Raw genomic sequence first — 22,241 nt, forward strand, 5'->3', positions numbered from 1 at the left:
ATTTTTTTACAAAATTTTGCAAGGAGAAAACCTAGTGTTTATGATGCTTTGACCGTTTCCCCATCCGGCAGTCGGATTAGCCGGTGCATATTTTTCCTTTCCAAGGAGATACTGTTTTTTGTACAGCAGCTCCTGTGAGGAGGGAAATGGATTGACTCGAAATAAAGTAGAAATTTGCGGTGTTGATACTTCAAAGCTTCCAGTTTTAAAAAACGAAGAAATGAGAGAGCTCTTCAAGCAAATGCATAAGGGGGATATAACCGCACGGGAAAAACTCGTCAACGGCAATTTGCGTCTCGTATTAAGTGTGATTCAGCGTTTTAATAACAGAGGCGAATTTGTTGATGACCTTTTCCAGGTCGGCTGTATCGGTCTAATGAAATCTATTGATAATTTTGATCTAAGTCAAAACGTTAAGTTTTCCACCTATGCAGTTCCGATGATCATTGGGGAAATACGCAGGTATCTGCGTGATAATAACCCGATCCGCGTCTCGCGTTCATTAAGGGACATTGCTTATAAAGCTCTGCAGGTAAGAGAACGTTTAATGAGCAAAACATCCAGAGAGCCTACGGCGGAAGAAATAGCAAAAGAGCTGGATGTGCCTCATGAAGAAATCGTTTTTGCATTAGATGCAATTCAGGATCCTGTCTCCTTATTTGAACCCATTTATAATGATGGCGGAGATCCGATCTATGTGATGGATCAGCTGAGTGATGAACGGAACAAAGATATTCAATGGATTGAAGAGATAGCCTTAAAAGAGGGAATGAGAAGACTGAATGAACGGGAAAAACTGATTCTTAGAAAACGCTTCTTCCAGGGCAAAACTCAAATGGAAGTGGCAGAGGAAATCGGCATTTCCCAGGCTCAAGTTTCAAGGCTTGAAAAAGCGGCAATCAAACAAATGAATAAAAATATTCAAAGCTAGCAGCCAATTTGGCTGCTTTTTATATTTACCAAACATTTTTCCTATAGGGGCAAACATATATTGAATAAGAACATAAATTGGGAGTGAAATGTCGATGGTGAAAATATCTGAATTTCAAATGAAGGATGTTGTAAATGTAGCTGACGGCAAAAAGCTTGGAAATATTGGGGATATAGATATTAATATAAATACAGGAAAAATTGAAGCCGTCATTATCGGGGGAACGGGAAAAGTGTTAGGTTTTTTTGGGAGAGATGCTGATATTGTCATACCGTGGAAAAATATTATAAAAATTGGTGAGGATGTCATACTGGTCCGCTATCAGGATGCGATTGAGCCAAAATATATTGAGGAGGAAGCATAAGAGTTGTTAATGGTGTCATCACTGCCTGCCTTGTGGTAAACTATAGAAAAATAAGATGGGGTTAATCGCATGGAACCATTTTCTTTAAAAACGGAAGAGTATTTTGTCATAAAAGAGTGGGCAGATCGTTTTCCTAATATAACTGCCGGTTTTACAACTAAAAATGGCGGCTGCAGCCGTAATGAATACAAAACGCTTAATGTAGGATTGCACGTGAACGACAGCAATGAAGCAGTCAGCCGAAATCGGCAGCATGTGGCTGACTTGCTTGGGTTTTCTCATGAAAAATGGGTTGGTGCTGAACAAACTCATGAAATAAACATAAAAAAAGTTACCAGAAAAGATAAAGGGAAAGGTGCTCTTGTTTACGAGGATTCCTTTTCTGGTACTGACGGGTTTTTCACTTATTCTAAAGGTGTCATGCTGACTCTCTGCTATGCGGATTGTGTGCCGCTTTACTTTTTGCATGAAAAGACAGGAGCCATAGGCATGGCCCATGCAGGCTGGAAAGGTACTGTCGGGGGGATTGGCAGGAAGATGGCCGAGCTATTTGCCAAAGAAGGCATTGACTTAAGTGAGGTCCAAACCGTGATTGGCCCTTCCATTTGCGGTAATTGTTATATAGTTGATGACCATGTTATTTCAAAAGTGCAAAAAATACTAGAAGATGTCGATATTAAGCCATATAATCAAATTAGTGACAATCAATTCCAGCTTGATTTGAAAGAACTAAACCGGACAATTCTGACAAATGCAGGAATTCCTCATGAAAATATTATGATTACTGATTATTGCACAAGCTGTCATGAAAACTATTTTTTCTCCCACAGAAGAGATAGGGGAAAGACGGGCAGAATGATGAGCTTTATTGGCTGGAAGGAGGAAGTCGGAAGCTAAATGAGAGTAAATGATAATTTAAAGCAAATTGAGTCAGCTATAAAGGAAGCGTGCACAAAGGCCAACCGTAAGCCAGAAGAAATTACCCTCATTGCTGTTACTAAGTATGTATCAGCCGAACGGGCACAAGAAGCACTTGAAGCAGGAATTGTTCATTTAGGTGAAAATAGGGATGAAGGATTGCTTGCCAAGTGGGATGTGTTAAAGGACAAGCCGACATGGCATTTTATTGGAACGCTGCAAACGCGCAAAGTGAAAAATATAATTGATAAAGTTGATTATATCCATTCACTGGACAGGCTTTCCCTCGCAAAGGAAATCGACAAGCGGGCTGATCGAAAGATAAATTGTTTTGTTCAGGTTAATGTCTCAGGGGAAGAGTCGAAACAGGGAATAAATCCTGAAGAGGTAGCTGACTTTATTTCATGCCTGGCTGATTATAAAAATCTCAATGTTATCGGCCTTATGACAATGGCACCTCTTTCAGATGACGAGGAATTGCTTCGTTCCTGTTTCCGGAAGCTAAAGAACCTGCAAACAATGGTGAAAGATCTGGGATTTGATTTTGCTCCTTGTACTGAGCTTTCAATGGGCATGTCTAATGATTTTTCCCTGGCAATTGAAGAAGGTGCCACAATGGTGAGGATTGGTACTGCTTTAGTAGGTCAAAAGAGTCAGGAGGTTTGATAAAATGAGTATAAAATCAAAATTTAAAACATTTTTCTTCCTGGATGATGAATATGACTATAAGGAAGAGGAAATCATCGAAGAAGAAAGAGAGCCGGTGAAGCAGGTGCAGAAGCAGCAGCCAGTTCAAAAACAAAACATCGTCAGCCTCCAAAGTGTGCAGAAATCTTCTAAAGTAGTTCTTGTTGAACCGCGTGTTTATGCAGAAGCACAGGATATTGCGGATCAGCTGAAAAACAGAAGAGCTGTTGTTGTCAATCTGCAGAGAATAGAAAAAGATCAGGCAAAGCGGATTGTTGACTTCCTTAGCGGAACCGTTTATGCAATTGGCGGAGATATTCAAAAGATTGGAACTGATATTTTTCTATGTACCCCTGACAATGTTGAGGTATCAGGAAACATCTCTCAGCTGATGAAAGAACAAGAATTAGAAAATACGAGGTGGTAGCATTTAATGGAATTAGTATTTGGGATATTGTCATCTGCAATTTATTATTACTCGTGGGCACTGATTATTTATATTTTGCTGTCCTGGTTCCCTAATGCCAGGGAATCAGCTTTTGGCCAGTTTCTTGCAAGGATTTGTGAACCGTACCTTGAGCCATTCCGCAAAATCATACCTCCGCTTGGAATGATTGATATCTCTCCTATTGTGGCTATCTTAGTTTTGCGATTTGCCACTGGAGGTTTGCAGCAGCTTTTTTATTGGATTTCATAAGACTACAAACAGGGCTATCAAATGGCCCTTTTTTATTTGTGTAAAAAGGAGGTTCCTTAAAGATGACCATTTATCAGCACTTCCGGCCGGAAGAAAAAGAATTTATCGATCAGGTTCTTAACTGGAAAGACCTTGTAGAAAATACATATGCACCAAAGCTTACTGATTTTCTTGACCCAAGGGAGCAGCAAATCCTTAAAAGCGTCATAGGGCAGCATGCCGGAATCTTATTTGCTTTATTTGGCGGAACTCCAAATGCTGAGAGAAAGAGAGCCCTCATATTTCCGGATTACTATGAAAGCGATGAGGGTGATTTTCAAATTCGGCTGTTTGAACTGGAATACCCAAAAAAGTTTGTCACCATAGAACACCCGCAAGTCCTGGGCAGTCTAATGTCTCTGGGGCTAAAAAGAGGAAAATTCGGTGATATCCTTTTTGAAGACGACAGAATCCAGTTTTTTGCAGCACAAGAAATTGAAGATTACATCAGCCTGCAGCTGCAGTCAATTGGCAGAGCTTCCGTGTCCCTGAAAAAACTGCCCTTTTCAGAGGCAATCCAATCAGCAGAAGTGTGGAAAGAAAGCTCCATCACCTCTTCATCCCTGAGATTGGATACAGTCATCTCAGCCATCTACAATATCTCCAGGCAAAAATCCCAGCTCTATATCCAGCAGGGATTAGTCAAAGTCAATTGGACGCAAATAGAAAACCCCTCATTTGAATGCCAGCAAAGCGACATCATCTCAGTCAGGGGTCAAGGCCGTTCCAAAATCATAGATATAGATGGGAAAACAAAGAAGGACAAATGGAGGATTATTGCTGGGAGGCAGAGATAGCCTATATGCGAAGTATGGAGCGAGACTACTGGGGTCAGCGCACTCAGGAGGCTGCCGGAAGCCCGCCGTCGCTGAGTGCCTGCAGCGGAAGTCAACACTTAAGCAAACAGATAAAATTTTTTATAATCTTGAAGGAATTTGAAACAACCTGTCGAATAAATAATCAAAAGACTACGGAGTCTGCTATAATTAAAATGAACCAGCAGGCTCAAACCAATTTACATAAGATCAACAGACCTGGGAGGTGGCACACATGCCATTAACACCGTTAGATATTCATAACAAGGAATTCAGCAAAGGATTCCGCGGTTATGACGAAGATGAAGTAAACGAATTCCTCGACCAGATCATAAAGGACTACGAAATCCTGATCAGGGAAAAAAAGGAGCTTGAAGAAAAGCTCAATGATACAAACGAACGCATAGGCCACTTTACTACAATTGAAGAAACACTTAATAAATCTATTGTGGTTGCACAGGAAGCAGCAGAGGAAGTAAAGCGCAATGCCCATAAAGAAGCGAAGCTAATCATTAAAGAAGCTGAAAAGAATGCTGACAGAATTGTGAACGAATCCCTGTCTAAAGCGAGAAAAATCGCACTGGATATTGAAGATTTAAAGAAACAGTCCAAAGTATTCCGAACACGTTTCAAGATGCTTGTTGAAGCACAGCTGGATATGCTAAACAACGATGATTGGGATCATTTAATGGAATATAAGCTGGATTCCACTGAACTTAAGTCATTAAGAGAAGAAGAAGAATCACTGGCTTGACGAAAGCTGGAAATATCGCATATAATTTTAAAACAAAGTAAAATACGATGTTTATCAACAATGAGAGGGACAGTACAGTCTTTCAAAGCTTATGTACAGAATGGCATTCTTACTCTGTAAGCGAGCCGGGGATGGTGGAAGCCCGGGTATAAGCAAAAGCTGGAAAATCACCCTTGAGTTCCTTGCCGAACGTATAACCATCAGTAGGCCAAGGCGGTTCATTCACGTTAAGAATTCTTTGAGCGGATGAAACATAATCATTTTTCATCTACAAGGGTGGTACCGCGGGAGAATACAACCTTCTCGTCCCTTTTTGGGATGGGAAGGTTTTTTTGTATTTTACTGTGGTTTTTATCAGCTCTCATTGGCTATCATGGTATTTAATGAGTTATAAACAGGAGGCAAAGGAATGGATTACAAAGATAGTTTATTAATGCCAAAAACCGAATTCCCAATGCGCGGCAATCTTCCAAAGCGCGAACCAGAAATTCAGGCAAAATGGGAAGAGATGAATATTTATGAGAAGGTCCAGGAACGGACCAAAGGCCGTCCAATGTTTGTTCTGCATGATGGTCCTCCATATGCGAATGGCGACATCCACATCGGCCATGCGCTGAATAAAATCTTAAAGGATTTCATCGTACGCTCTAAGTCAATGACTGGCTATAATGCTCCATATGTTCCTGGCTGGGATACACATGGTTTGCCAATTGAGCAGGCCTTGACAAACAAAGGCGTAAAGCGTAAAGAAATGAGTATTGCTGAGTTCCGCAAGCTTTGTGAAGAGTATGCATACGAGCAGATTGACAGCCAGCGCGGTCAATTTAAGCGCTTAGGCGTCCGCGGTGACTGGGAGAATCCATACATCACTCTAAAGCCTGAGTACGAAGCCCAGCAAATAAAAGTATTTGGGGAAATGGCGAAAAAAGGCTATATCTACAAAGGTAAAAAGCCTGTATATTGGTCACCATCATCTGAATCAGCTCTGGCTGAAGCTGAAATTGAGTATAAAGATAAGCGTTCACCGTCCATCTATGTTGCTTTTAAAGTAAAAGATGGCAAGAACGTATTAGATCAGGACACTCATATTGTCATCTGGACTACTACTCCATGGACTATTCCGGCAAACCTTGGAATTTCAATTCATCCGGACCTTACCTATAGTGTAGTTGAGGCAAACAGCAAAAAGTTTATGGTTGCTGAAGATTTACTGGCTTCAGTGGCTAAAGAATTTGAATGGGAAGACTATAAAGTTGTCCAATCAGTAAAAGGGACCGACCTCGAAAATGTAGTTGCCGAGCATCCCCTTTATGGCCGTGATTCCCTTGTCATGCTGGGTGAGCATGTTACAACTGATGCTGGTACTGGGTGTGTTCACACTGCTCCTGGCCATGGGGAAGACGATTTCCATGTAGGCATGAAATACGGGTTAGACGTATTATGCCCGGTTGATGATAAAGGAAACATGACTAGTGAAGCTCCTGGCTTTGAAGGTTTATTCTATGATGCAGCCAATAAGCCGATTACTGAAAAACTTGAGGAAGCCGGGGCTTTATTAAAACTTACTTTTATTACTCACTCTTATCCGCATGACTGGAGAACGAAAAAACCAGTTATTTTCCGTGCTACTGCCCAATGGTTTGCATCCATTAAAGATTTCCGCAATGAACTTCTGGAAGCTGTTAAGGAAACAAATTGGTATCCTGCATGGGGCGAGACAAGACTATTTAACATGGTCAGGGACCGCGGTGATTGGTGCATCTCCCGACAGCGTGTATGGGGCGTGCCAATTCCTGTCTTTTATGCGGAAAATGGAGAAGAAATTATCACAGATGAAACAATTGAACATGTGTCTAATCTTTTCCGTGAACATGGTTCGAACATCTGGTTCGAGAGAGAAGCGAAAGAACTGCTGCCTGAAGGATTTACACATCCAGGAAGCCCGAATGGCCAGTTTACAAAAGAAACGGATATCATGGACGTGTGGTTTGATTCCGGTTCTTCCCATCAGGCAGTTCTTTTAGAGCGCGACGATTTACAGCGTCCTGCAGATTTATACCTTGAAGGCTCTGATCAATACCGAGGCTGGTTTAACTCTTCACTTTCAACTGCTGTAGCAGTAACAGGCAAAGCTCCTTATAAAGGTGTCCTGAGCCACGGGTTCACACTTGATGGCGAAGGAAGAAAAATGAGTAAATCCATCGGAAACGTAGTTGTTCCGGCAAAAGTCATGAATCAGCTTGGTGCTGACATTCTGCGTTTATGGGTGGCGTCAGTTGATTATCAGGCAGATGTCCGGGTATCTGATGCTATTCTGAAGCAGGTTGCAGAAGTATATAGAAAGATCCGCAATACGTTCCGCTTCTTGCTTGGAAATCTGGATGATTTTAACCCGGCAACAGACTCGGTTTCATTTGAAAACCTGCGTGAAGTTGACCAGTTTATGCTTGTTAAGCTGAATAAACTGATCAAGAATGTTCGCGAGTCTTATGACCGCTATGAATTTGCCAGCATCTACCACGCTGTCAATAATTTCTGTACATTGGATCTAAGTGCATTCTATCTTGATTTTGCTAAAGATGTCCTATACATTGAAGCGAAAGATAATGCAGAACGCCGTGCTATCCAAACTGTTTTATATGAGAGCCTTATTGCTTTGACAAAACTTGTTGCACCTATCCTTTCCCATACTTCAGATGAAGTTTGGAGCTTTATTCCGAATGTGAAGGAAGTAAGTGTACAATTGACGGATATGCCTGAATATCAAGAGCTTCCGAACGCGAAACAGCTGGAAGAAAAGTGGACTGCATTTATGAAGCTTCGCAATGATGTTCTTAAAGCATTGGAGGAAGCGCGTAATGAAAAGGTGATCGGCAAATCTCTGACTGCTAAAGTGACACTTTATGTAAACGATCAAGCAAAGAGCCTGCTGGATTCAATTCAGGAAAATCTTCAGCAAATCTTTATCGTTTCTGGATTTGAGGTTGCAGGCAGCCTGTCAGATGCACCTGAAAATGCCGTGAAATTTGAAAATACTGCAATTGTGGTTTCCAAAGCAGAAGGCGAAACATGTGATCGCTGCTGGACAGTTACTCCAGAAGTTGGCCAGACAGAAGGCTATGACACTCTTTGCCCCCGCTGTGCTGAGGTTGTAAAGAATAATTATAGCCACTTGGCTTAAATACTGCAGTCCCTCAAATATTTGGGGGACTGTTTTTTTGATAAATGACGTTCTTTTTTATCCTAAGGCGAATGCGAAATCCATTTTATAAATAATTCCACCTTCACTAAATGTTGTGCCGTTTGCTAAAAGTTTGCCCGTGTCTGAAATCCGTTCCGAGAAGATAATAAAGTAAACATTATAGAACGGAGGAAACGGCATGGATGCAAAGGCAGAAGGGCTATATACAGAACTCCGTAATACAAGACAGGAAATATTGGAAAGACTAATGGAAGGCAATAGTTCCGCTTTGATAAAACCTATTTTATTGGAAGAACTGCATGATATCGAGCAAACACTCAGCAAAATTGAAACTGGAAGCTTTGGCATATGTGAAATTTCAGGTGAGCTGCTCCCGTCAGATTTGCTTCATATGATCCCTACTTTAAAAACAATGGAGGATTGCAGCAGGCTTGGGAAATTCTACAGAAAATCTATTTTCCACTGAGTTTAGGCGTGTGCTGTGTTTTTTATTCAGTTTGTGCTAAAATGCAAAGGTAATGATATGAGATTTGGGGGTTGCCTTTGTGTTTTATTACATAATTGCATTGTTCGTGATAGCACTTGATCAGTTTACGAAATGGCTGATTGTTAAGAACTTTGAATTAGGGGAAAGTGTTAAAGTTATTGAGGACTTTCTTTATATTACATCGCACCGCAACCGTGGCGCTGCCTGGGGCATCCTGCAGGGGCAAATGTGGTTTTTCTACGTAATAACCGTTATTGTCATAATTGGTATCATTTATTACATTCAAAAAGCAGCCAAAGGCAAATTGCTTCTTGGAGTCTCTTTGGGCCTGATGCTGGGCGGAGCGATTGGAAACTTTATTGACAGGGTATTTCGAAAAGAAGTGGTGGATTTTGTAAACACTTATATTTTTGGCTATGACTTTCCCGTTTTCAATATTGCTGACTCGGCACTGGTCATTGGTGTAGGATTATTGATGATTCAGATGCTGCTTGAAGAGAGAGAAGCAAAGAAAAAGGAGAAATCTTATGGAGAAAATGGAACACATCATTCCTGATGAACAGGCAGGAGAAAGAATAGATAAAGTGTTATCCACACTGAATGCGGATTGGTCAAGAACGCAGGTTCAGCAATGGATCAAAGACGGCAATGTCCTTGTAAATGGGCAGAAGCCGAAAACCAATTACAAATGTACGGCAAATGATAAAATTGAAATATCAATTCCTGAACCTGAGGAATTAGATGTCGTGCCGGAAAAAATGGATCTGGATATTTATTATGAAGATAAAGATGTCCTGGTGGTAAACAAACCAAAAGGAATGGTGGTCCATCCGGCAGCCGGGCATGGTACTGGCACTCTTGTTAATGGACTTATGGCACATTGCACAGATCTTTCAGGAATTAATGGGGTTATGAGGCCAGGAATCGTTCATAGAATCGATAAAGATACATCAGGACTTCTTATGGTTGCTAAGAATGATATGGCACATGAAAGTCTTGTGAACCAGCTGATGAATAAAACGGTTACACGTAAGTACCGTGCCGTTGTTCATGGAGTTATTCCCCATGATTATGGTACGATTGATGCGCCTATTGCCCGCGATCCCAAAGACCGTCAAAGCATGACCGTTGTTGACAATGGAAAACATGCGGTTACTCATTTTCAGGTCCTGGAGCGTTTCAGGGATTTCACACTTGTGGAATGCCAGCTGGAAACGGGAAGAACTCATCAAATCCGTGTTCATATGAAATATATTGGCTATCCTCTGGCAGGAGATCCTAAATACGGTCCAAGAAAGACTCTTGATATTGGCGGACAGGCACTGCATGCAGGTGTTCTTGGATTTGAACATCCAAGAACAGGAGAGTACCTGGAATTTGAGGCATCTATACCTGCTTATTTCGAGGAGCTATTAGATAAACTGGCAAATAATCGTTGACAATTGTCCAATTGTGCTTTAAGATGACAATAGTTGAATAAGTCCTTTAAAACAGTCCCGTGAGGCTGGGAAGGAAACGGATTGAATAAGGAAATTTGTATCCCTTATTCTGCAGCAACAGAATCGTTTACCCTCTCGCCCGATCGGTGAGAGGGTTTTTTTATATATAACATTAACAGAAGAGAATCAGATAATAGAGGTGAGTCAGAATGCCGCAGCAAAAAGCAATTGTTTTGGATGACCAGGCAATCAGGAGAGCGCTGACAAGGATAGCTCATGAAATCATAGAAAAAAATAAAGGGATCGAACATTGCATCCTGATTGGAATCCGCACAAGGGGGATTTACCTGGCGAACCGCCTGGCCGAGCGGATCGAACAAATAGAAGGTGCCAAAATTGATGTAGGCGAACTTGATATCACTCTCTATAGAGATGATCTTACAAAAAAGACTGATAATCAGGAGCCGCTAGTCAAAGGCTCAGATGTTCCAAAAGATATAAATGATCAGAAAGTGATCTTGGTCGATGATGTTCTTTATACAGGAAGAACGGTCAGAGCAGCTCTTGATGCGCTGATTGACATCGGAAGGCCATCGCAGATTCAGCTGGCAGTACTCGTGGACCGGGGCCATAGGGAGCTTCCGATAAGAGCTGATTATGTAGGAAAAAACATTCCAACCTCCAGTTCGGAGAAAATTGTTGTTGAGCTGAAGGAAGTGGATGAAAACGATCAAGTAAGCATTTTTGAAAATTAAATAGCCCTTTTAAATGCAGTCCAGAGAGGCTGGCAAAGGGGAACTCAGCAGAAGCAGTCTGTCTTTTGCTGTGCTCTTATACCCTCTTTGCGGATCTGGCAAGGAGGGTTTTTTAATAAAATGAAGAGGAGAGATTGGGATGCATAAGCCTATTCTAGATATAAAAGATGTTCCAAAACCAGCCCATTGGCTGACATTAAGTTTACAGCACTTATTCGCAATGTTCGGAGCCACTATACTTGTACCTTTCTTAGTAGGATTAAATCCTGCCATAGCTTTAATCTCAAGCGGACTGGCAACAATCGCTTTCCTCATCATAACAAAATGGCAGGTACCGGCATACTTAGGGTCATCTTTCGCTTTCATTGCTCCGATCATCGCAGCAAAAGCAGCTGGCGGACCAGGTGCTGCCATGATCGGAAGCTTTATGGCAGGACTAGTATATGGAGCCGTAGCATTAATCATCAAAAAAGCAGGCTACCGCTGGATTATGAATCTGCTTCCACCCATCGTGGTCGGCCCGGTTATCATCGTAATCGGTTTGGCATTAGCAGGCACAGCAGTCGGTATGGCCATGAACAACCCTGAAACGGGTGAATACAGCATGCTGCATTTTTCAGCGGCGCTCATCACTTTAGGTGCAACAATTATCTTCTCCATCTATGCAAAAGGAATGCTCAGCATGGTGCCGATTCTTGCAGGTATCATCATCGGGTATGTTTACTCACTGGCTGTGGGCCTTATAGACTTCTCACTTGTACAGCAGGCAGCCTGGTTCGAAATGCCGGAGTTCATAATTCCGTTCGCTGATTATGAAGTGAGGATAACCCTGGATCTGGCACTTCTAATGATTCCGGTGGCTGTTGTGACAATCTCTGAACATATCGGTCATCAGCTTGTCCTTGGAAAAGTAGTTGGGAGAGACTATATTAAAGAACCGGGTCTTCACCGCTCCATCCTTGCTGATGGAACAGGAACAATGATCTCGGCATTAATCGGGGGTCCGCCAAAGACAACTTACGGTGAAAACATTGGCGTACTGGCCATCACAAAAATATACAGTGTCTATGTACTGGCAGGTGCTGCAGTCATCGCCATCATCTTCGGATTCATTGGCAAGGTAACAGCACTGATCAGCTCGATCCCTACTCCAGTAATGGGCGGCGTGTCGATCCTGCTGTTCGGGATCATCGCTTCATCAGGTTTAAGAATGCTTGTTGACAGCAAGGTGGATTTTGGAAACAACCGTAACCTGGTTATCGCATCCGTCATCCTTGTACTCGGAATTGGCGGAGCCCATATCGAAATTTGGGCATTCAAACTGGAAGGAATGGCTCTGGCAGCGATCAGCGGAGTTCTCCTGAACCTGATTCTCCCTGGAAGAGAAGAGGCTAAGGAAGATATGTTTGAAGCTGAAAATGAAAAAAAAAATAATGTAGCTTAACGCTTTTTAACTAAGTCCCGAGAGGCTTATAAGGGTGTTGGCGGCAAACCTGCTATACGGGGATCGGTGTATCCGTATATCTGGCTGCCTCAACTTTGCAGCACCCTGACCAAATCGGCAGGGTGCTTTTTTTGAAGAGGAGGAAAAAAATTGAAACATTTGCTCACTACCTCAGAGCTAGGGATTAAAGAAATCAATAAAATACTTAATGATGCACAATACTTTTTAAACGGCGGAACATGGACTCCTGAACAAAAGGTTTTTGTCGCCAACCTCTTTTTTGAGAATAGCACAAGGACAAAGTGCAGCTTTGAAGTTGCGGAAAGGCGGCTTGGATTGGACATAATCCCATTTGAAGTCAGTACGTCAAGTGTATCGAAGGGTGAGTCACTATACGATACGGTAAAAACACTTGAAGCAATCGGAGTGCATGCAGTAGTCATTCGCCATAGCCAGGACCGCTACTTTGACGAATTAACAGATAAAAGCGGTGTTTCTATCCTTAATGCAGGGGATGGCTGCGGCCACCATCCAACACAATCCCTGCTAGACCTGCTGACAATTAAACAGGAATTCGGTTCCTTTGAAGGATTAAAAGTAGCCATCATCGGTGATATTGCCCATAGCCGTGTCGCAAGATCCAATGCAGATGCACTTGTCCGGCTCGGTGCGAAGGTTGTTTTCTCCGGACCAAAAGAATGGTTCAATGAAGAATTGCTTGAAAATGGCATGTATGAAGATGTTGATACAGCTATTGAAACCGCTGATGCTGTCATGCTGCTGAGAATCCAGCATGAGCGGCATGAATCCAAAGCCAATCAAACGGCTGAAGAATACCACCTGGCATACGGCCTTACAGAAGAGCGTGAAACAAAAATGAAGCCAAACAGCATTATCATGCATCCGGCCCCTGTAAATCGGGGTGTGGAAATAGCAGATTGCCTGGTGGAATGTGAGCGTTCCAGAATCTTCAAACAAATGCAAAATGGTGTGTACATCCGAATGGCTGTACTAAAAAGATCGATTGAACATATTGAAGGGGGAGCTAATCATGTCAATATTAATCAAAAATGGCCAGTTGCTTACTAAAGAAGGGAACGTTGTAAAAACTGACATTTACATAAAGTCAGGAAAAATTGCCGGGATAGGTGCAGGTATCGAGGAAAAGGCACAGGAAGTGATTGATGCTGAAGGCTTATTGATTGCACCAGGCTTTATAGATCTCCATGTACACTTGCGTGAACCTGGCGGTGAAAAGAAAGAGACCATTGAAACTGGCACTAAAGCAGCAGCCAAAGGCGGTTTCACAACGGTTGCTGCCATGCCGAATACCCGGCCTGTACCTGATACGAAAGAACAGCTTGATAAATTGAACTGCCGTATTGAAGAGACTGCGTCGGTCAAGGTTTTGCCATATGCATCGATTACGATCCGTGAGCTTGGCCAGGAATTAACAGATTTTAAAGCACTGAAAGAAGCTGGAGCGTTTGCTTTTACAGATGACGGAGTTGGGGTTCAGTCAGCAGCCATGATGCTGCAGGCAATGAGGAATGCCGCAGAGATAAGCATGCCGATTGTTGCGCACTGCGAAGAAAATACCCTCATTAACAAAGGTTCAGTGCATGATGGAGTTTTTGCTAAAGAGAATGGTTTAAATGGTATTCCTTCCGTCTGTGAATCAGTACAAATCGCAAGGGATGTACTCCTTGCCGAAGCTGCTGGCTGCCATTATCATGTCTGCCATATCAGCACGAAAGAGTCTGTCAGGGTGGTAAGAGATGCAAAGCGGGCAGGCATCAAGGTAACGGCCGAAGTGACACCTCATCACCTCCTTCTATGTGAAGAGGATATCCCAGGTCTGGATGCAAACTTTAAAATGAATCCTCCATTAAGAGGGGCAGATGACCGAGCTGCCTTAATAGAAGGATTATTGGACGGCACGATTGATTTTATCGCGACCGACCATGCACCTCACACAGCAGCGGAAAAAGAAGAGGGGATGGAGCTGGCGCCTTTTGGGATTGTTGGACTTGAGACAGCCTTCCCGCTTCTATACACACACTTTGTCGAGAAGGGGATATTCACGCTAAAACAGGTGATTGATTATTTAACGATCAAGCCAGCAAAGGCGTTCGGCATTCAATCAGGAAAACTGGAAGCAGGTGAAATCGCTGATCTTGTCCTGCTAGATCTAAACCGCCAGGAAAAGATTGACCCTGTTCAGTTCTTATCAAAAGGGAAAAACACGCCATTTACTGGCTGGGATTGTAAAGGCTGGCCAGTCATGACAATAGCTGAAGGAAAAATTGTTTGGAACAGAGGGAGTGTAAAAGCATGAAAAAACAGCTGATTCTGGAAGACGGAACAATTTTTATTGGAAAAGGCTTTGGAAGCGATACGAATTCGATTGGAGAGGTAGTATTCAATACAGGAATGACGGGTTATCAGGAAATTCTCTCTGACCCTTCCTACTGTGGACAAATTGTAACATTGACATACCCTTTAATCGGAAATTATGGAATTAATCGAGATGATTTTGAATCCATCTCCCCTGCCATCTCCGGGTTCATTGTAAAAGAAGCAAGCGAGTTTCCATCAAACTGGAGAAATGAACAGTCAATTGCTGAATACTTTGAGATGAAAAACATCCCTGGGATCGCTGGGATTGATACTAGAAAATTAACAAGGATTATCAGGCAGCATGGTACGCTGAAAGGTGCTATTTGCAGCATAAGTGAAAACCCGGAATTAATCTTAGAAAAACTGCGGGCAACCAAGCTGCGAAACGATCAGGTTAAGCAAGTTTCAACTAAGACACCTTATCCAAGCCCCGGACGCGGCAGAAGGGTAGTCCTTGTAGATTTCGGCATGAAACACGGTATCTTAAGAGAATTAAACAAACGGGATTGTGATGTGATTGTTGTACCATATAATACAACAGCTGAAGAAATACTCAGCATGAGCCCGGATGGGGTTATGCTTTCAAATGGGCCGGGAGACCCGAAAGATGTTCCGGAAGCCATCACAATGATTAAAGGTCTGTTAGGAAACGTGCCGATTTTTGGGATTTGCCTGGGACATCAGCTTTTTGCCCTCGCATGCGGTGCCAATACAGAAAAAATGAAATTCGGCCATCGCGGTTCAAACCATCCGGTAAAAGATTTGCAAACCGGAAAAGTCGCATTAACATCTCAAAACCATGGATATTCAGTGGAAGAAAACTCCATCTCGGGTAGTCTTCTGGAAGTAACACATATTGCATTAAACGATGGAACGATTGAAGGTTTGAAACATAAAGAAGTCCCGGCGTTCACTGTGCAATATCACCCTGAGGCTTCACCGGGACCGGAGGATGCAAATGGATTATTTGAACAATTCCTGCAAATGATTGAATCACATAAAGAGGAAGGTGCTGCAGCATGCCAAAGCGTACAGATATAAAAAGCATTTTAGTTATCGGATCAGGACCAATTGTCATCGGACAGGCAGCAGAGTTTGATTATGCTGGAACACAGGCTTGCATTGCGTTGAAAGAGGAAGGTTATCGTGTCATTCTAGTAAATTCCAATCCTGCCACCATCATGACAGATACTGAAATTGCTGACGCAGTATATATAGAACCGCTTACGCTGGAATTCGTCAGCCGCATCATCCGAAAAGAACGCCCTGATGCCCTTGTACCTACTCTTGGGGGACAGACAGGATTAAACCTGGCAGTAGAACTTGCTGAATCAGGTGTGTTGGAAGAATGCGGGGTTGAAATCCTCGGTACAAAATTATCTGCTATTCAAAAAGCGGAAGACCGGGATCTTTTCAGAAATCTGATGAATGAACTAGGCGAGCCGGTGCCTGAAAGTGAAATTATCCATAATCTTGAAGAAGCATATAAATTTGTAAATAGGATTGGCTATCCGGTCATCGTACGCCCTGCTTTTACATTAGGGGGGACAGGCGGGGGAATCTGCCACGATGAAGAAGAGTTAATCGAAATTGTGACAAGCGGCTTGAAGAACAGCCCTGTAACACAGTGCCTGCTTGAAAAGAGCATTGCGGGCTTCAAAGAAATTGAGTATGAAGTGATGCGAGACTCCAATGACAATGCGATTGTTGTCTGCAATATGGAAAACTTCGATCCTGTAGGTGTCCACACAGGTGATTCCATTGTTGTAGCTCCAAGCCAAACTTTAAGTGATCGTGAATATCAGCTGCTTAGAAACACTTCATTAAAAATTATCCGCGCCCTTGAGATTGAAGGAGGATGCAATGTCCAGCTGGCACTTGATCCGGATAGCTTCAATTATTACATCATTGAAGTTAACCCGCGTGTCAGCCGTTCATCAGCACTTGCATCCAAGGCAACAGGATATCCGATTGCCAAACTGGCAGCCAAGATAGCGGTGGGGCTGACACTTGATGAAATGATGAATCCTGTAACAGGAAAAACATATGCCTGCTTTGAACCGGCATTGGATTATATTGTCTCAAAAATTCCACGCTGGCCGTTCGATAAATTTGAATCTGCGAACCGTTCGCTTGGGACCCAAATGAAGGCTACAGGTGAAGTGATGGCAATAGGCCGCACATTTGAAGAATCTCTTCTGAAAGCAGTCCGTTCACTTGAAGCCAACATTTATCATCTTGAGCTGAAGGACGCTGACCAAATTTCGAATGAATTGATCGAAAAGCGGATTCGAAAAGCAGGCGATGAACGTTTGTTTTATATCGGAGAAGCCATCAGAAGGGGAGTCACCATCGAGACGATCCATGAATGGAGTATGATTGATCTATTCTTCCTTCATAAGATTAAGAAAATCATAGATTTTGAGAGTGTATTAACAGAAAATCCTTTTGACCCTGAAACAGGGAAAGCTGCAAAGGAAATGGGATTTGCCGATCTGGTGATTGCCAGGCTGTGGGATTCAAGTGAAATGGAAGTATACAGCTGGAGAAAAGAACAAGATATTGTACCGGTTTATAAAATGGTTGATACATGCGCAGCAGAATTTGAATCTGAAACACCGTATTTCTATGGAACTTACGAAGATGAGAACGAATCGGATGTAACCGGACGCAAAAGTGTTGTTGTTCTCGGCTCAGGTCCTATCCGAATTGGCCAGGGAGTGGAGTTTGACTATTCAACTGTCCACGCAGTATGGGCCATCAAGGAAGCAGGTTATGAAGCAATCATCATTAATAATAATCCGGAAACTGTTTCGACTGACTTTAGCATCTCCGATAAGCTATATTTTGAGCCGCTGACGATTGAAGATGTTATGCACATCATTGATCTTGAGAAGCCAGAAGGTGTAGTTGTGCAATTTGGCGGACAAACAGCGATTAACCTTGCAGCAGATCTGGTAAAGAGAGGCGTGAAAATTCTCGGAACTTCTCTTGAAAATGTAGACCGGGCAGAAGACCGGGATAAATTTGAGCAAGCTCTTGCAGAGCTTGGCATTCCGATGCCAAAAGGAAAGACTGCCTTATCAGTGGAGCAGGCAGTAGCGGTTGCTGGTGAAATCGGTTATCCCGTAGTTGTCCGACCATCATATGTACTTGGCGGAAGGGCCATGGAGATAGTATATAAAGAAGCCGAGCTTCTTCATTATATGGAAAACGCTGTTAAAGTAAATCCAGAGCATCCAGTATTGATCGACCGGTATCTGACTGGGAAGGAGATAGAAGTGGACGCCATTTCGGATGGAGAAAATGTGCTTATTCCAGGCATCATGGAGCATATTGAAAGAGCTGGAGTACACTCAGGAGATTCCATTGCCGTCTATCCTCCGCAAAATATATCAGAAGCAATCAAAGACAAGCTTGTTGAGTATACCGAGAAGATGGCTAAGGGCCTTGGCATTATAGGTCTCCTGAATATCCAGTATGTAGTGGCAAAAGGGGAAGTATATGTCCTGGAAGTCAACCCGCGTTCAAGCCGGACGGTTCCTTTCTTGAGCAAGATTACAAACGTGCCAATGGCCAAAATCGCCACGAAAGTTATCATGGGCCAAACATTGGCTCAGCAGGGCTGCGGATCTGGCCTCCTGCCGGAGAGAAAAGGCGTGTTTGTAAAAGTCCCAGTGTTCTCTTTTGCAAAATTAAGAAGAGTAGACATCACTTTAGGGCCTGAAATGAAGTCAACTGGAGAAGTTATGGGAAAAGATTCAACGCTTGAAAAAGCCCTTTATAAAGGTCTTGTTGCTTCCGGCATGAAAATCCAGCCGTTTGGAACCGTACTAATGACTGTCGCAGATAAGGATAAGGATGAGGCGCTGCAGCTGGCAAAGAGATTTGTATCCATCGGCTACAGGCTAATGGCAACGAGCGGAACAGCGTTATTCCTTAAATCTGCCGGCATTCCTGTAAAGGTGACTGGAAAGATCGGCTCAGAAGGGCCAAACCTTCTGGATGTCATCAGAAATGGCGAAGCGCAATTTGTTATAAATACTCTAACAAAAGGAAAGCAGCCTGCCAGAGATGGCTTCCGCATCCGCCGTGAATCGGTGGAAAATGGCGTGCCATGCCTTACTTCCCTGGATACGGCAGAAGCAATCCTTCAAGTAATCGAATCAATGAATTTCTCAGCAGATGCGATGGATAAGCCAGAACAAGTCCGGGAGGCGGTTTTATCTTGATCAGACAGGAACAATGCACTGTAATATCGCAAATTAAACTTGCTGAAAACATTTACGAGCTCACCCTTCAAGGTGAGCTTGTTCATGAAATGAAAGTGCCCGGGCAATTTGTGCATTTGAAAATATCCGGGGGTTATGACCCGATGCTAAGAAGGCCGATCAGCATTGCAGAGATTTTACCTGATGAAAGCCAGTTTAAGATGATATATCGTGCTGAAGGCAGGGGAACGGTGATGCTTTCAGAAAAAAAACCTGGCGATTACACAGATGTATTGGGGCCGCTGGGAAATGGGTTTCCTATCAGTGAAGCTGGCCGGGGGGATACAGCACTTCTAGTGGGAGGCGGAATTGGAGTCCCCCCTCTATATGAGTTGTCCAAACAGCTTGTAAGCCATGGTGTTAAGGTGATACATGTCCTTGGCTTTCAGTCAGCAAGTGCCGTTTTCTATGAAGAAAAGTTTGCTCAGCTGGGCGAGACCTATCTGGCTACATCTGATGGAAGTGCAGGAACGAAAGGCTTTGTTACAGATGTTATTAATAAATTTAATATTAATTTCGATGTTTTATATTCATGCGGCCCAACGCCGATGCTGAAGGCGCTTGAAAATCAATACTCTCATAAAACCGTATACCTTTCATTGGAAGAACGGATGGGCTGCGGCATCGGAGCGTGCTTTGCATGCGTTTGCCATACAGGGGATGATCCTGATGGATACAGTTATAAAAAAGTCTGCAGTGACGGACCGGTCTTTAAAGCAGGGGAGGTAGTTCTATGAACTCAATAAATGTCAGTCTGCCTGGACTGGAATTAAAAAATCCAATCATGCCTGCATCAGGATGCTTTGGCTTCGGAAGAGAATTCAGCCAGATGTATGATTTGAGCCAATTGGGTGCGATCATGATTAAGGCGACAACCCTTGAGCCCCGTTTTGGAAATCCAACACCAAGAGTGGCTGAGACCTCAGCAGGAATGCTGAATGCAATAGGACTGCAGAATCCAGGACTGGAAAAAGTGGTGAATGAAGAACTGGTCTGGCTTGAACAATATGATGTACCGATCATTGCCAATGTAGCTGGTTCGCAGGAAGAGGATTATGTTGCGGTTGCCAAAAGAATTTCTGAAAGCCCGAATGTACATGCGCTTGAGCTCAACATCTCCTGTCCGAATGTAAAAACAGGCGGAATTGCCTTTGGGACTATACCGGAAATTGCTAAAAACCTAACGAAAAAAGTAAAAGAGGTTTCAGAGGTTCCTGTCTATGTAAAGCTTTCACCAAATGTCACAAATATTGTAGAAATGGCGAAAGCAGTGGAAGATGGCGGAGCTGACGGTTTAACAATGATCAACACGCTTGTTGGCATGAGAATCGATCTAAAAACAGGCAATCCGATTTTGGCAAATAGAACAGGGGGACTTTCAGGGCCAGCCATTAAGCCTGTCGCGCTAAGGATGATTTATGAAGTGAGCCAGCAGGTGTCCCTTCCGATAATCGGAATGGGCGGCATTGAATCTGCAGAGGATGTAATCGAATACTTCTATGCGGGTGCAAGTGCAGTAGCGGTTGGAACAGCTAACTTCGTAGATCCTTTTGTGTGTCCGAAAATTATCGATAGGCTGCCCGAACTTATTGAAAACCTTGGATATGAACATATTTCAGATTGTATAGGAAGGAGCTGGAAGAAGAATGAAAAAGCCGCTCATTATTGCTCTTGATTTTTCAGGGAAAATGGAAGTTAATCATTTTCTGAAAAACTTTGAAAATGAAAAATTATTTCTAAAGGTCGGCATGGAGTTATTTTATCAGGAGGGTCCTTCCATCGTTCACGAACTAAAAGAACAAGGGCATGAGATCTTCCTTGATCTCAAGCTTCATGATATTCCTAATACTGTTAAAAGTGCAATGAAGAGGCTTGCCGGGCTTGGCTGCGATATGGTTAATGTCCATGCCGCAGGAGGAAAAGCCATGATGGAAGCAGCACGTGAAGGACTTGAAGCCGGAAGTTCAGGGAAAAGGCCATCTTGTATTGCTGTGACGCAGCTGACAAGCACATCCGAACAGCAAATGAAATCAGAGCAGTTAATTCCTGCTTCATTAAACGAATCTGTTCTTCATTATGCCAAGCTTGCCAAAGAAGCAGGACTTGATGGGGTAGTATGTTCAAGTCTTGAGGCAAGGGAGATAAGTTCGCGAATAGGATCTTCCTTTTTGACTGTAACACCGGGAATACGACTGTTATCTGACGACTCCGGAGATCAGAAAAGAGTGGCAACACCTGAATTCGCCAGAAAGGAAGGGGCTTCCGCAATTGTAGTAGGCCGATCGATTACAAGAGCGGAAAATCCATTTGAAAAATATATTCAATGCAAGCAATCTTGGGAGGGCGTTCTAAATGAAGCGTAAAATAGCAGAAAAATTATTAGATATAAAAGCAGTTGCATTAAACCCAAACGATCCATTTATATGGTCTTCAGGATTGCGTGCTCCAATCTATTGCGATAACCGTCTTACATTGTCATACCCTGAAGTTAGAAAAGAAATAGCTGCTGGCCTTAAATCAATCATTCTGGACAAATTTCCTGAAGCAGAACTAATTGCAGGTACAGCAACAGCAGGCATTCCGCATGCTGCCTGGGTAAGTGACATTATGGAACTGCCTATGTGCTATGTCCGCTCAAAGGCTAAGGGCCATGGGAAAGGCAAGCAAATTGAAGGAAAAGCTGACAAAGGCCAGAAGGTTGTTGTTGTTGAAGATCTGATTTCAACAGGAGGAAGTGCTATCACTGCTGTCAAGGCTTTAAGAGAAGCGGGCTGTGAAGTGCTGGGTGTTGCAGCTATCTTTACATACCAGCTGGAAAAAGGAAAGGAAATGCTGGACAAAGAGAAAATTGAAGCATATACCCTGACCGATATTGAAGCTCTGACAGAAGTAGCCGTTGAAAATGGCTATATTCAGGAAAAGGATATGAAGAAGCTGGTAGAATGGCGAAAAGATCCTGCAGAGTGGGGAAAAGTAACACAATAAAGCAGTTTTTGATAAATGAAAAAGCAAGCATCTGAGCTTGCTTTTTTCATTTA

At 43.0% G+C, this 22,241-nt stretch carries 22 protein-coding genes and 1 other annotated feature; all 22 genes read left to right on the forward strand.

Annotated elements, in window-relative coordinates; translation table 11 throughout:
• Positions 1–151 precede the first annotated feature (151 nt).
• The 22 genes from sigG (at position 152) to pyrE (ending at position 22,188) form a co-directional block, all read left to right on the forward strand.
• Positions 152–931 carry an RNA polymerase sporulation sigma factor SigG gene (sigG, locus tag A361_RS09265; protein ID WP_026041699.1) on the forward strand — a complete coding sequence of 260 codons (780 nt, stop codon included), beginning with the start codon at positions 152–154 and terminating at the stop codon, positions 929–931.
• A gap of 94 nt (positions 932–1,025) precedes the next feature.
• A complete protein-coding gene (locus A361_RS09270) occupies positions 1,026–1,295 on the forward strand; it encodes a YlmC/YmxH family sporulation protein (RefSeq protein WP_009330854.1) in 270 nt (89 codons plus the stop codon).
• A gap of 69 nt (positions 1,296–1,364) precedes the next feature.
• On the forward strand, positions 1,365–2,192 hold the full coding sequence (gene pgeF, locus A361_RS09275; RefSeq protein ID WP_009330853.1) for a peptidoglycan editing factor PgeF: 828 nt from the start codon (positions 1,365–1,367) through the stop codon (positions 2,190–2,192).
• On the forward strand, positions 2,193–2,879 hold the full coding sequence (locus A361_RS09280; RefSeq protein ID WP_019381718.1) for a YggS family pyridoxal phosphate-dependent enzyme: 687 nt from the start codon (positions 2,193–2,195) through the stop codon (positions 2,877–2,879).
• A gap of 4 nt (positions 2,880–2,883) precedes the next feature.
• Positions 2,884–3,327 (forward strand): cell division protein SepF, encoded by a 444-nt coding sequence (locus A361_RS09285; protein ID WP_009330849.1) that lies wholly within the window; start codon positions 2,884–2,886, stop codon positions 3,325–3,327.
• A 6-nt stretch (positions 3,328–3,333) separates the two neighbouring features.
• Positions 3,334–3,597, forward strand: a complete 264-nt coding sequence (locus A361_RS09290) for a YggT family protein (RefSeq protein WP_009330847.1) — start codon at positions 3,334–3,336, stop codon at positions 3,595–3,597.
• A 62-nt stretch (positions 3,598–3,659) separates the two neighbouring features.
• On the forward strand, positions 3,660–4,433 hold the full coding sequence (locus A361_RS09295; RefSeq protein WP_009330844.1) for an RNA-binding protein: 774 nt from the start codon (positions 3,660–3,662) through the stop codon (positions 4,431–4,433).
• Positions 4,434–4,686: 253 nt separating this feature from the next.
• A complete protein-coding gene (locus A361_RS09305) occupies positions 4,687–5,205 on the forward strand; it encodes a DivIVA domain-containing protein (RefSeq protein WP_009330841.1) in 519 nt (172 codons plus the stop codon).
• 51 nt (positions 5,206–5,256) lie between these two features.
• Positions 5,257–5,519 (forward strand) — a binding site (T-box leader).
• 95 nt (positions 5,520–5,614) lie between these two features.
• Entirely contained in the window at positions 5,615–8,386 is a 2,772-nt protein-coding gene (ileS, locus tag A361_RS09310; protein WP_009330839.1) for an isoleucine--tRNA ligase, read from the forward strand.
• Between the two features lie 199 nt (positions 8,387–8,585).
• Entirely contained in the window at positions 8,586–8,873 is a 288-nt protein-coding gene (locus A361_RS09315; RefSeq protein ID WP_009330838.1) for a hypothetical protein, read from the forward strand.
• A 79-nt stretch (positions 8,874–8,952) separates the two neighbouring features.
• Entirely contained in the window at positions 8,953–9,450 is a 498-nt protein-coding gene (gene lspA, locus A361_RS09320; RefSeq protein WP_009330836.1) for a signal peptidase II, read from the forward strand.
• Positions 9,422–10,333, forward strand: a complete 912-nt coding sequence (locus A361_RS09325; protein WP_019381722.1) for an RluA family pseudouridine synthase — start codon at positions 9,422–9,424, stop codon at positions 10,331–10,333. The genes lspA and A361_RS09325 overlap by 29 nt, the downstream gene beginning before the upstream one ends.
• Before the next feature lie 209 nt (positions 10,334–10,542).
• The gene (pyrR, locus tag A361_RS09330; protein ID WP_009330834.1) at positions 10,543–11,088 is read left to right on the forward strand and encodes a bifunctional pyr operon transcriptional regulator/uracil phosphoribosyltransferase PyrR; all 546 of its coding nucleotides are present in this window, start codon (positions 10,543–10,545) and stop codon (positions 11,086–11,088) included.
• A 139-nt stretch (positions 11,089–11,227) separates the two neighbouring features.
• Positions 11,228–12,532: a solute carrier family 23 protein gene (locus A361_RS09335; protein ID WP_009330833.1), complete on the forward strand. Its 1,305-nt coding sequence runs from the start codon at positions 11,228–11,230 to the stop codon at positions 12,530–12,532.
• Between the two features lie 150 nt (positions 12,533–12,682).
• On the forward strand, positions 12,683–13,621 hold the full coding sequence (locus A361_RS09340; protein ID WP_019381723.1) for an aspartate carbamoyltransferase catalytic subunit: 939 nt from the start codon (positions 12,683–12,685) through the stop codon (positions 13,619–13,621).
• A complete protein-coding gene (locus A361_RS09345; RefSeq protein ID WP_019381724.1) occupies positions 13,584–14,870 on the forward strand; it encodes a dihydroorotase in 1,287 nt (428 codons plus the stop codon). The genes A361_RS09340 and A361_RS09345 overlap by 38 nt, the downstream gene beginning before the upstream one ends.
• On the forward strand, positions 14,867–15,973 hold the full coding sequence (locus A361_RS09350; protein WP_019381725.1) for a carbamoyl phosphate synthase small subunit: 1,107 nt from the start codon (positions 14,867–14,869) through the stop codon (positions 15,971–15,973). The genes A361_RS09345 and A361_RS09350 overlap by 4 nt, the downstream gene beginning before the upstream one ends.
• Complete coding sequence (carB, locus tag A361_RS09355) at positions 15,952–19,164, forward strand: carbamoyl-phosphate synthase large subunit (protein WP_009330829.1); 3,213 nt, start codon at positions 15,952–15,954, stop codon at positions 19,162–19,164. Before A361_RS09350 ends, carB begins: the two co-directional genes overlap by 22 nt.
• Positions 19,164–19,940, forward strand: a complete 777-nt coding sequence (locus A361_RS09360; RefSeq protein ID WP_026041700.1) for a dihydroorotate dehydrogenase electron transfer subunit — start codon at positions 19,164–19,166, stop codon at positions 19,938–19,940. Before carB ends, A361_RS09360 begins: the two co-directional genes overlap by 1 nt.
• Positions 19,937–20,878, forward strand: coding sequence for a dihydroorotate dehydrogenase (locus tag A361_RS09365; protein ID WP_019381727.1), 942 nt, complete (start codon positions 19,937–19,939; stop codon positions 20,876–20,878). The genes A361_RS09360 and A361_RS09365 overlap by 4 nt, the downstream gene beginning before the upstream one ends.
• Positions 20,850–21,566, forward strand: coding sequence for an orotidine-5'-phosphate decarboxylase (pyrF, locus tag A361_RS09370; RefSeq protein WP_009330826.1), 717 nt, complete (start codon positions 20,850–20,852; stop codon positions 21,564–21,566). Before A361_RS09365 ends, pyrF begins: the two co-directional genes overlap by 29 nt.
• Positions 21,556–22,188, forward strand: a complete 633-nt coding sequence (pyrE, locus tag A361_RS09375) for an orotate phosphoribosyltransferase (protein ID WP_019381728.1) — start codon at positions 21,556–21,558, stop codon at positions 22,186–22,188. Before pyrF ends, pyrE begins: the two co-directional genes overlap by 11 nt.
• Positions 22,189–22,241 lie beyond the last annotated feature (53 nt).

Origin of the sequence: Cytobacillus oceanisediminis 2691 (genome assembly GCF_000294775.2) — a bacterium.
GTDB lineage: Bacteria > Bacillota > Bacilli > Bacillales > Cytobacillaceae > Cytobacillus > Cytobacillus pseudoceanisediminis.

What these genes read in the sequence shown, in the direction of transcription:
- A361_RS09270 (WP_009330854.1), top strand. Translation starts at nt 1,026, where the DNA reads ATGGTGAAAATATCTGAATTTCAAATGAAGGATGTTGTAAATGTAGCT.
- pgeF (WP_009330853.1), top strand. Translation starts at nt 1,365, where the DNA reads ATGGAACCATTTTCTTTAAAAACGGAAGAGTATTTTGTCATAAAAGAG.
- A361_RS09280 (WP_019381718.1), top strand. Translation starts at nt 2,193, where the DNA reads ATGAGAGTAAATGATAATTTAAAGCAAATTGAGTCAGCTATAAAGGAA.
- A361_RS09285 (WP_009330849.1), top strand. Translation starts at nt 2,884, where the DNA reads ATGAGTATAAAATCAAAATTTAAAACATTTTTCTTCCTGGATGATGAA.
- A361_RS09290 (WP_009330847.1), top strand. Translation starts at nt 3,334, where the DNA reads ATGGAATTAGTATTTGGGATATTGTCATCTGCAATTTATTATTACTCG.
- A361_RS09295 (WP_009330844.1), top strand. Translation starts at nt 3,660, where the DNA reads ATGACCATTTATCAGCACTTCCGGCCGGAAGAAAAAGAATTTATCGAT.
- A361_RS09305 (WP_009330841.1), top strand. Translation starts at nt 4,687, where the DNA reads ATGCCATTAACACCGTTAGATATTCATAACAAGGAATTCAGCAAAGGA.
- ileS (WP_009330839.1), top strand. Translation starts at nt 5,615, where the DNA reads ATGGATTACAAAGATAGTTTATTAATGCCAAAAACCGAATTCCCAATG.
- A361_RS09315 (WP_009330838.1), top strand. Translation starts at nt 8,586, where the DNA reads ATGGATGCAAAGGCAGAAGGGCTATATACAGAACTCCGTAATACAAGA.
- A361_RS09325 (WP_019381722.1), top strand. Translation starts at nt 9,422, where the DNA reads ATGGAGAAAATGGAACACATCATTCCTGATGAACAGGCAGGAGAAAGA.
- pyrR (WP_009330834.1), top strand. Translation starts at nt 10,543, where the DNA reads ATGCCGCAGCAAAAAGCAATTGTTTTGGATGACCAGGCAATCAGGAGA.
- A361_RS09335 (WP_009330833.1), top strand. Translation starts at nt 11,228, where the DNA reads ATGCATAAGCCTATTCTAGATATAAAAGATGTTCCAAAACCAGCCCAT.
- A361_RS09345 (WP_019381724.1), top strand. Translation starts at nt 13,584, where the DNA reads ATGTCAATATTAATCAAAAATGGCCAGTTGCTTACTAAAGAAGGGAAC.
- A361_RS09350 (WP_019381725.1), top strand. Translation starts at nt 14,867, where the DNA reads ATGAAAAAACAGCTGATTCTGGAAGACGGAACAATTTTTATTGGAAAA.
- carB (WP_009330829.1), top strand. Translation starts at nt 15,952, where the DNA reads ATGCCAAAGCGTACAGATATAAAAAGCATTTTAGTTATCGGATCAGGA.
- A361_RS09365 (WP_019381727.1), top strand. Translation starts at nt 19,937, where the DNA reads ATGAACTCAATAAATGTCAGTCTGCCTGGACTGGAATTAAAAAATCCA.
- pyrF (WP_009330826.1), top strand. Translation starts at nt 20,850, where the DNA reads ATGAAAAAGCCGCTCATTATTGCTCTTGATTTTTCAGGGAAAATGGAA.
- pyrE (WP_019381728.1), top strand. Translation starts at nt 21,556, where the DNA reads ATGAAGCGTAAAATAGCAGAAAAATTATTAGATATAAAAGCAGTTGCA.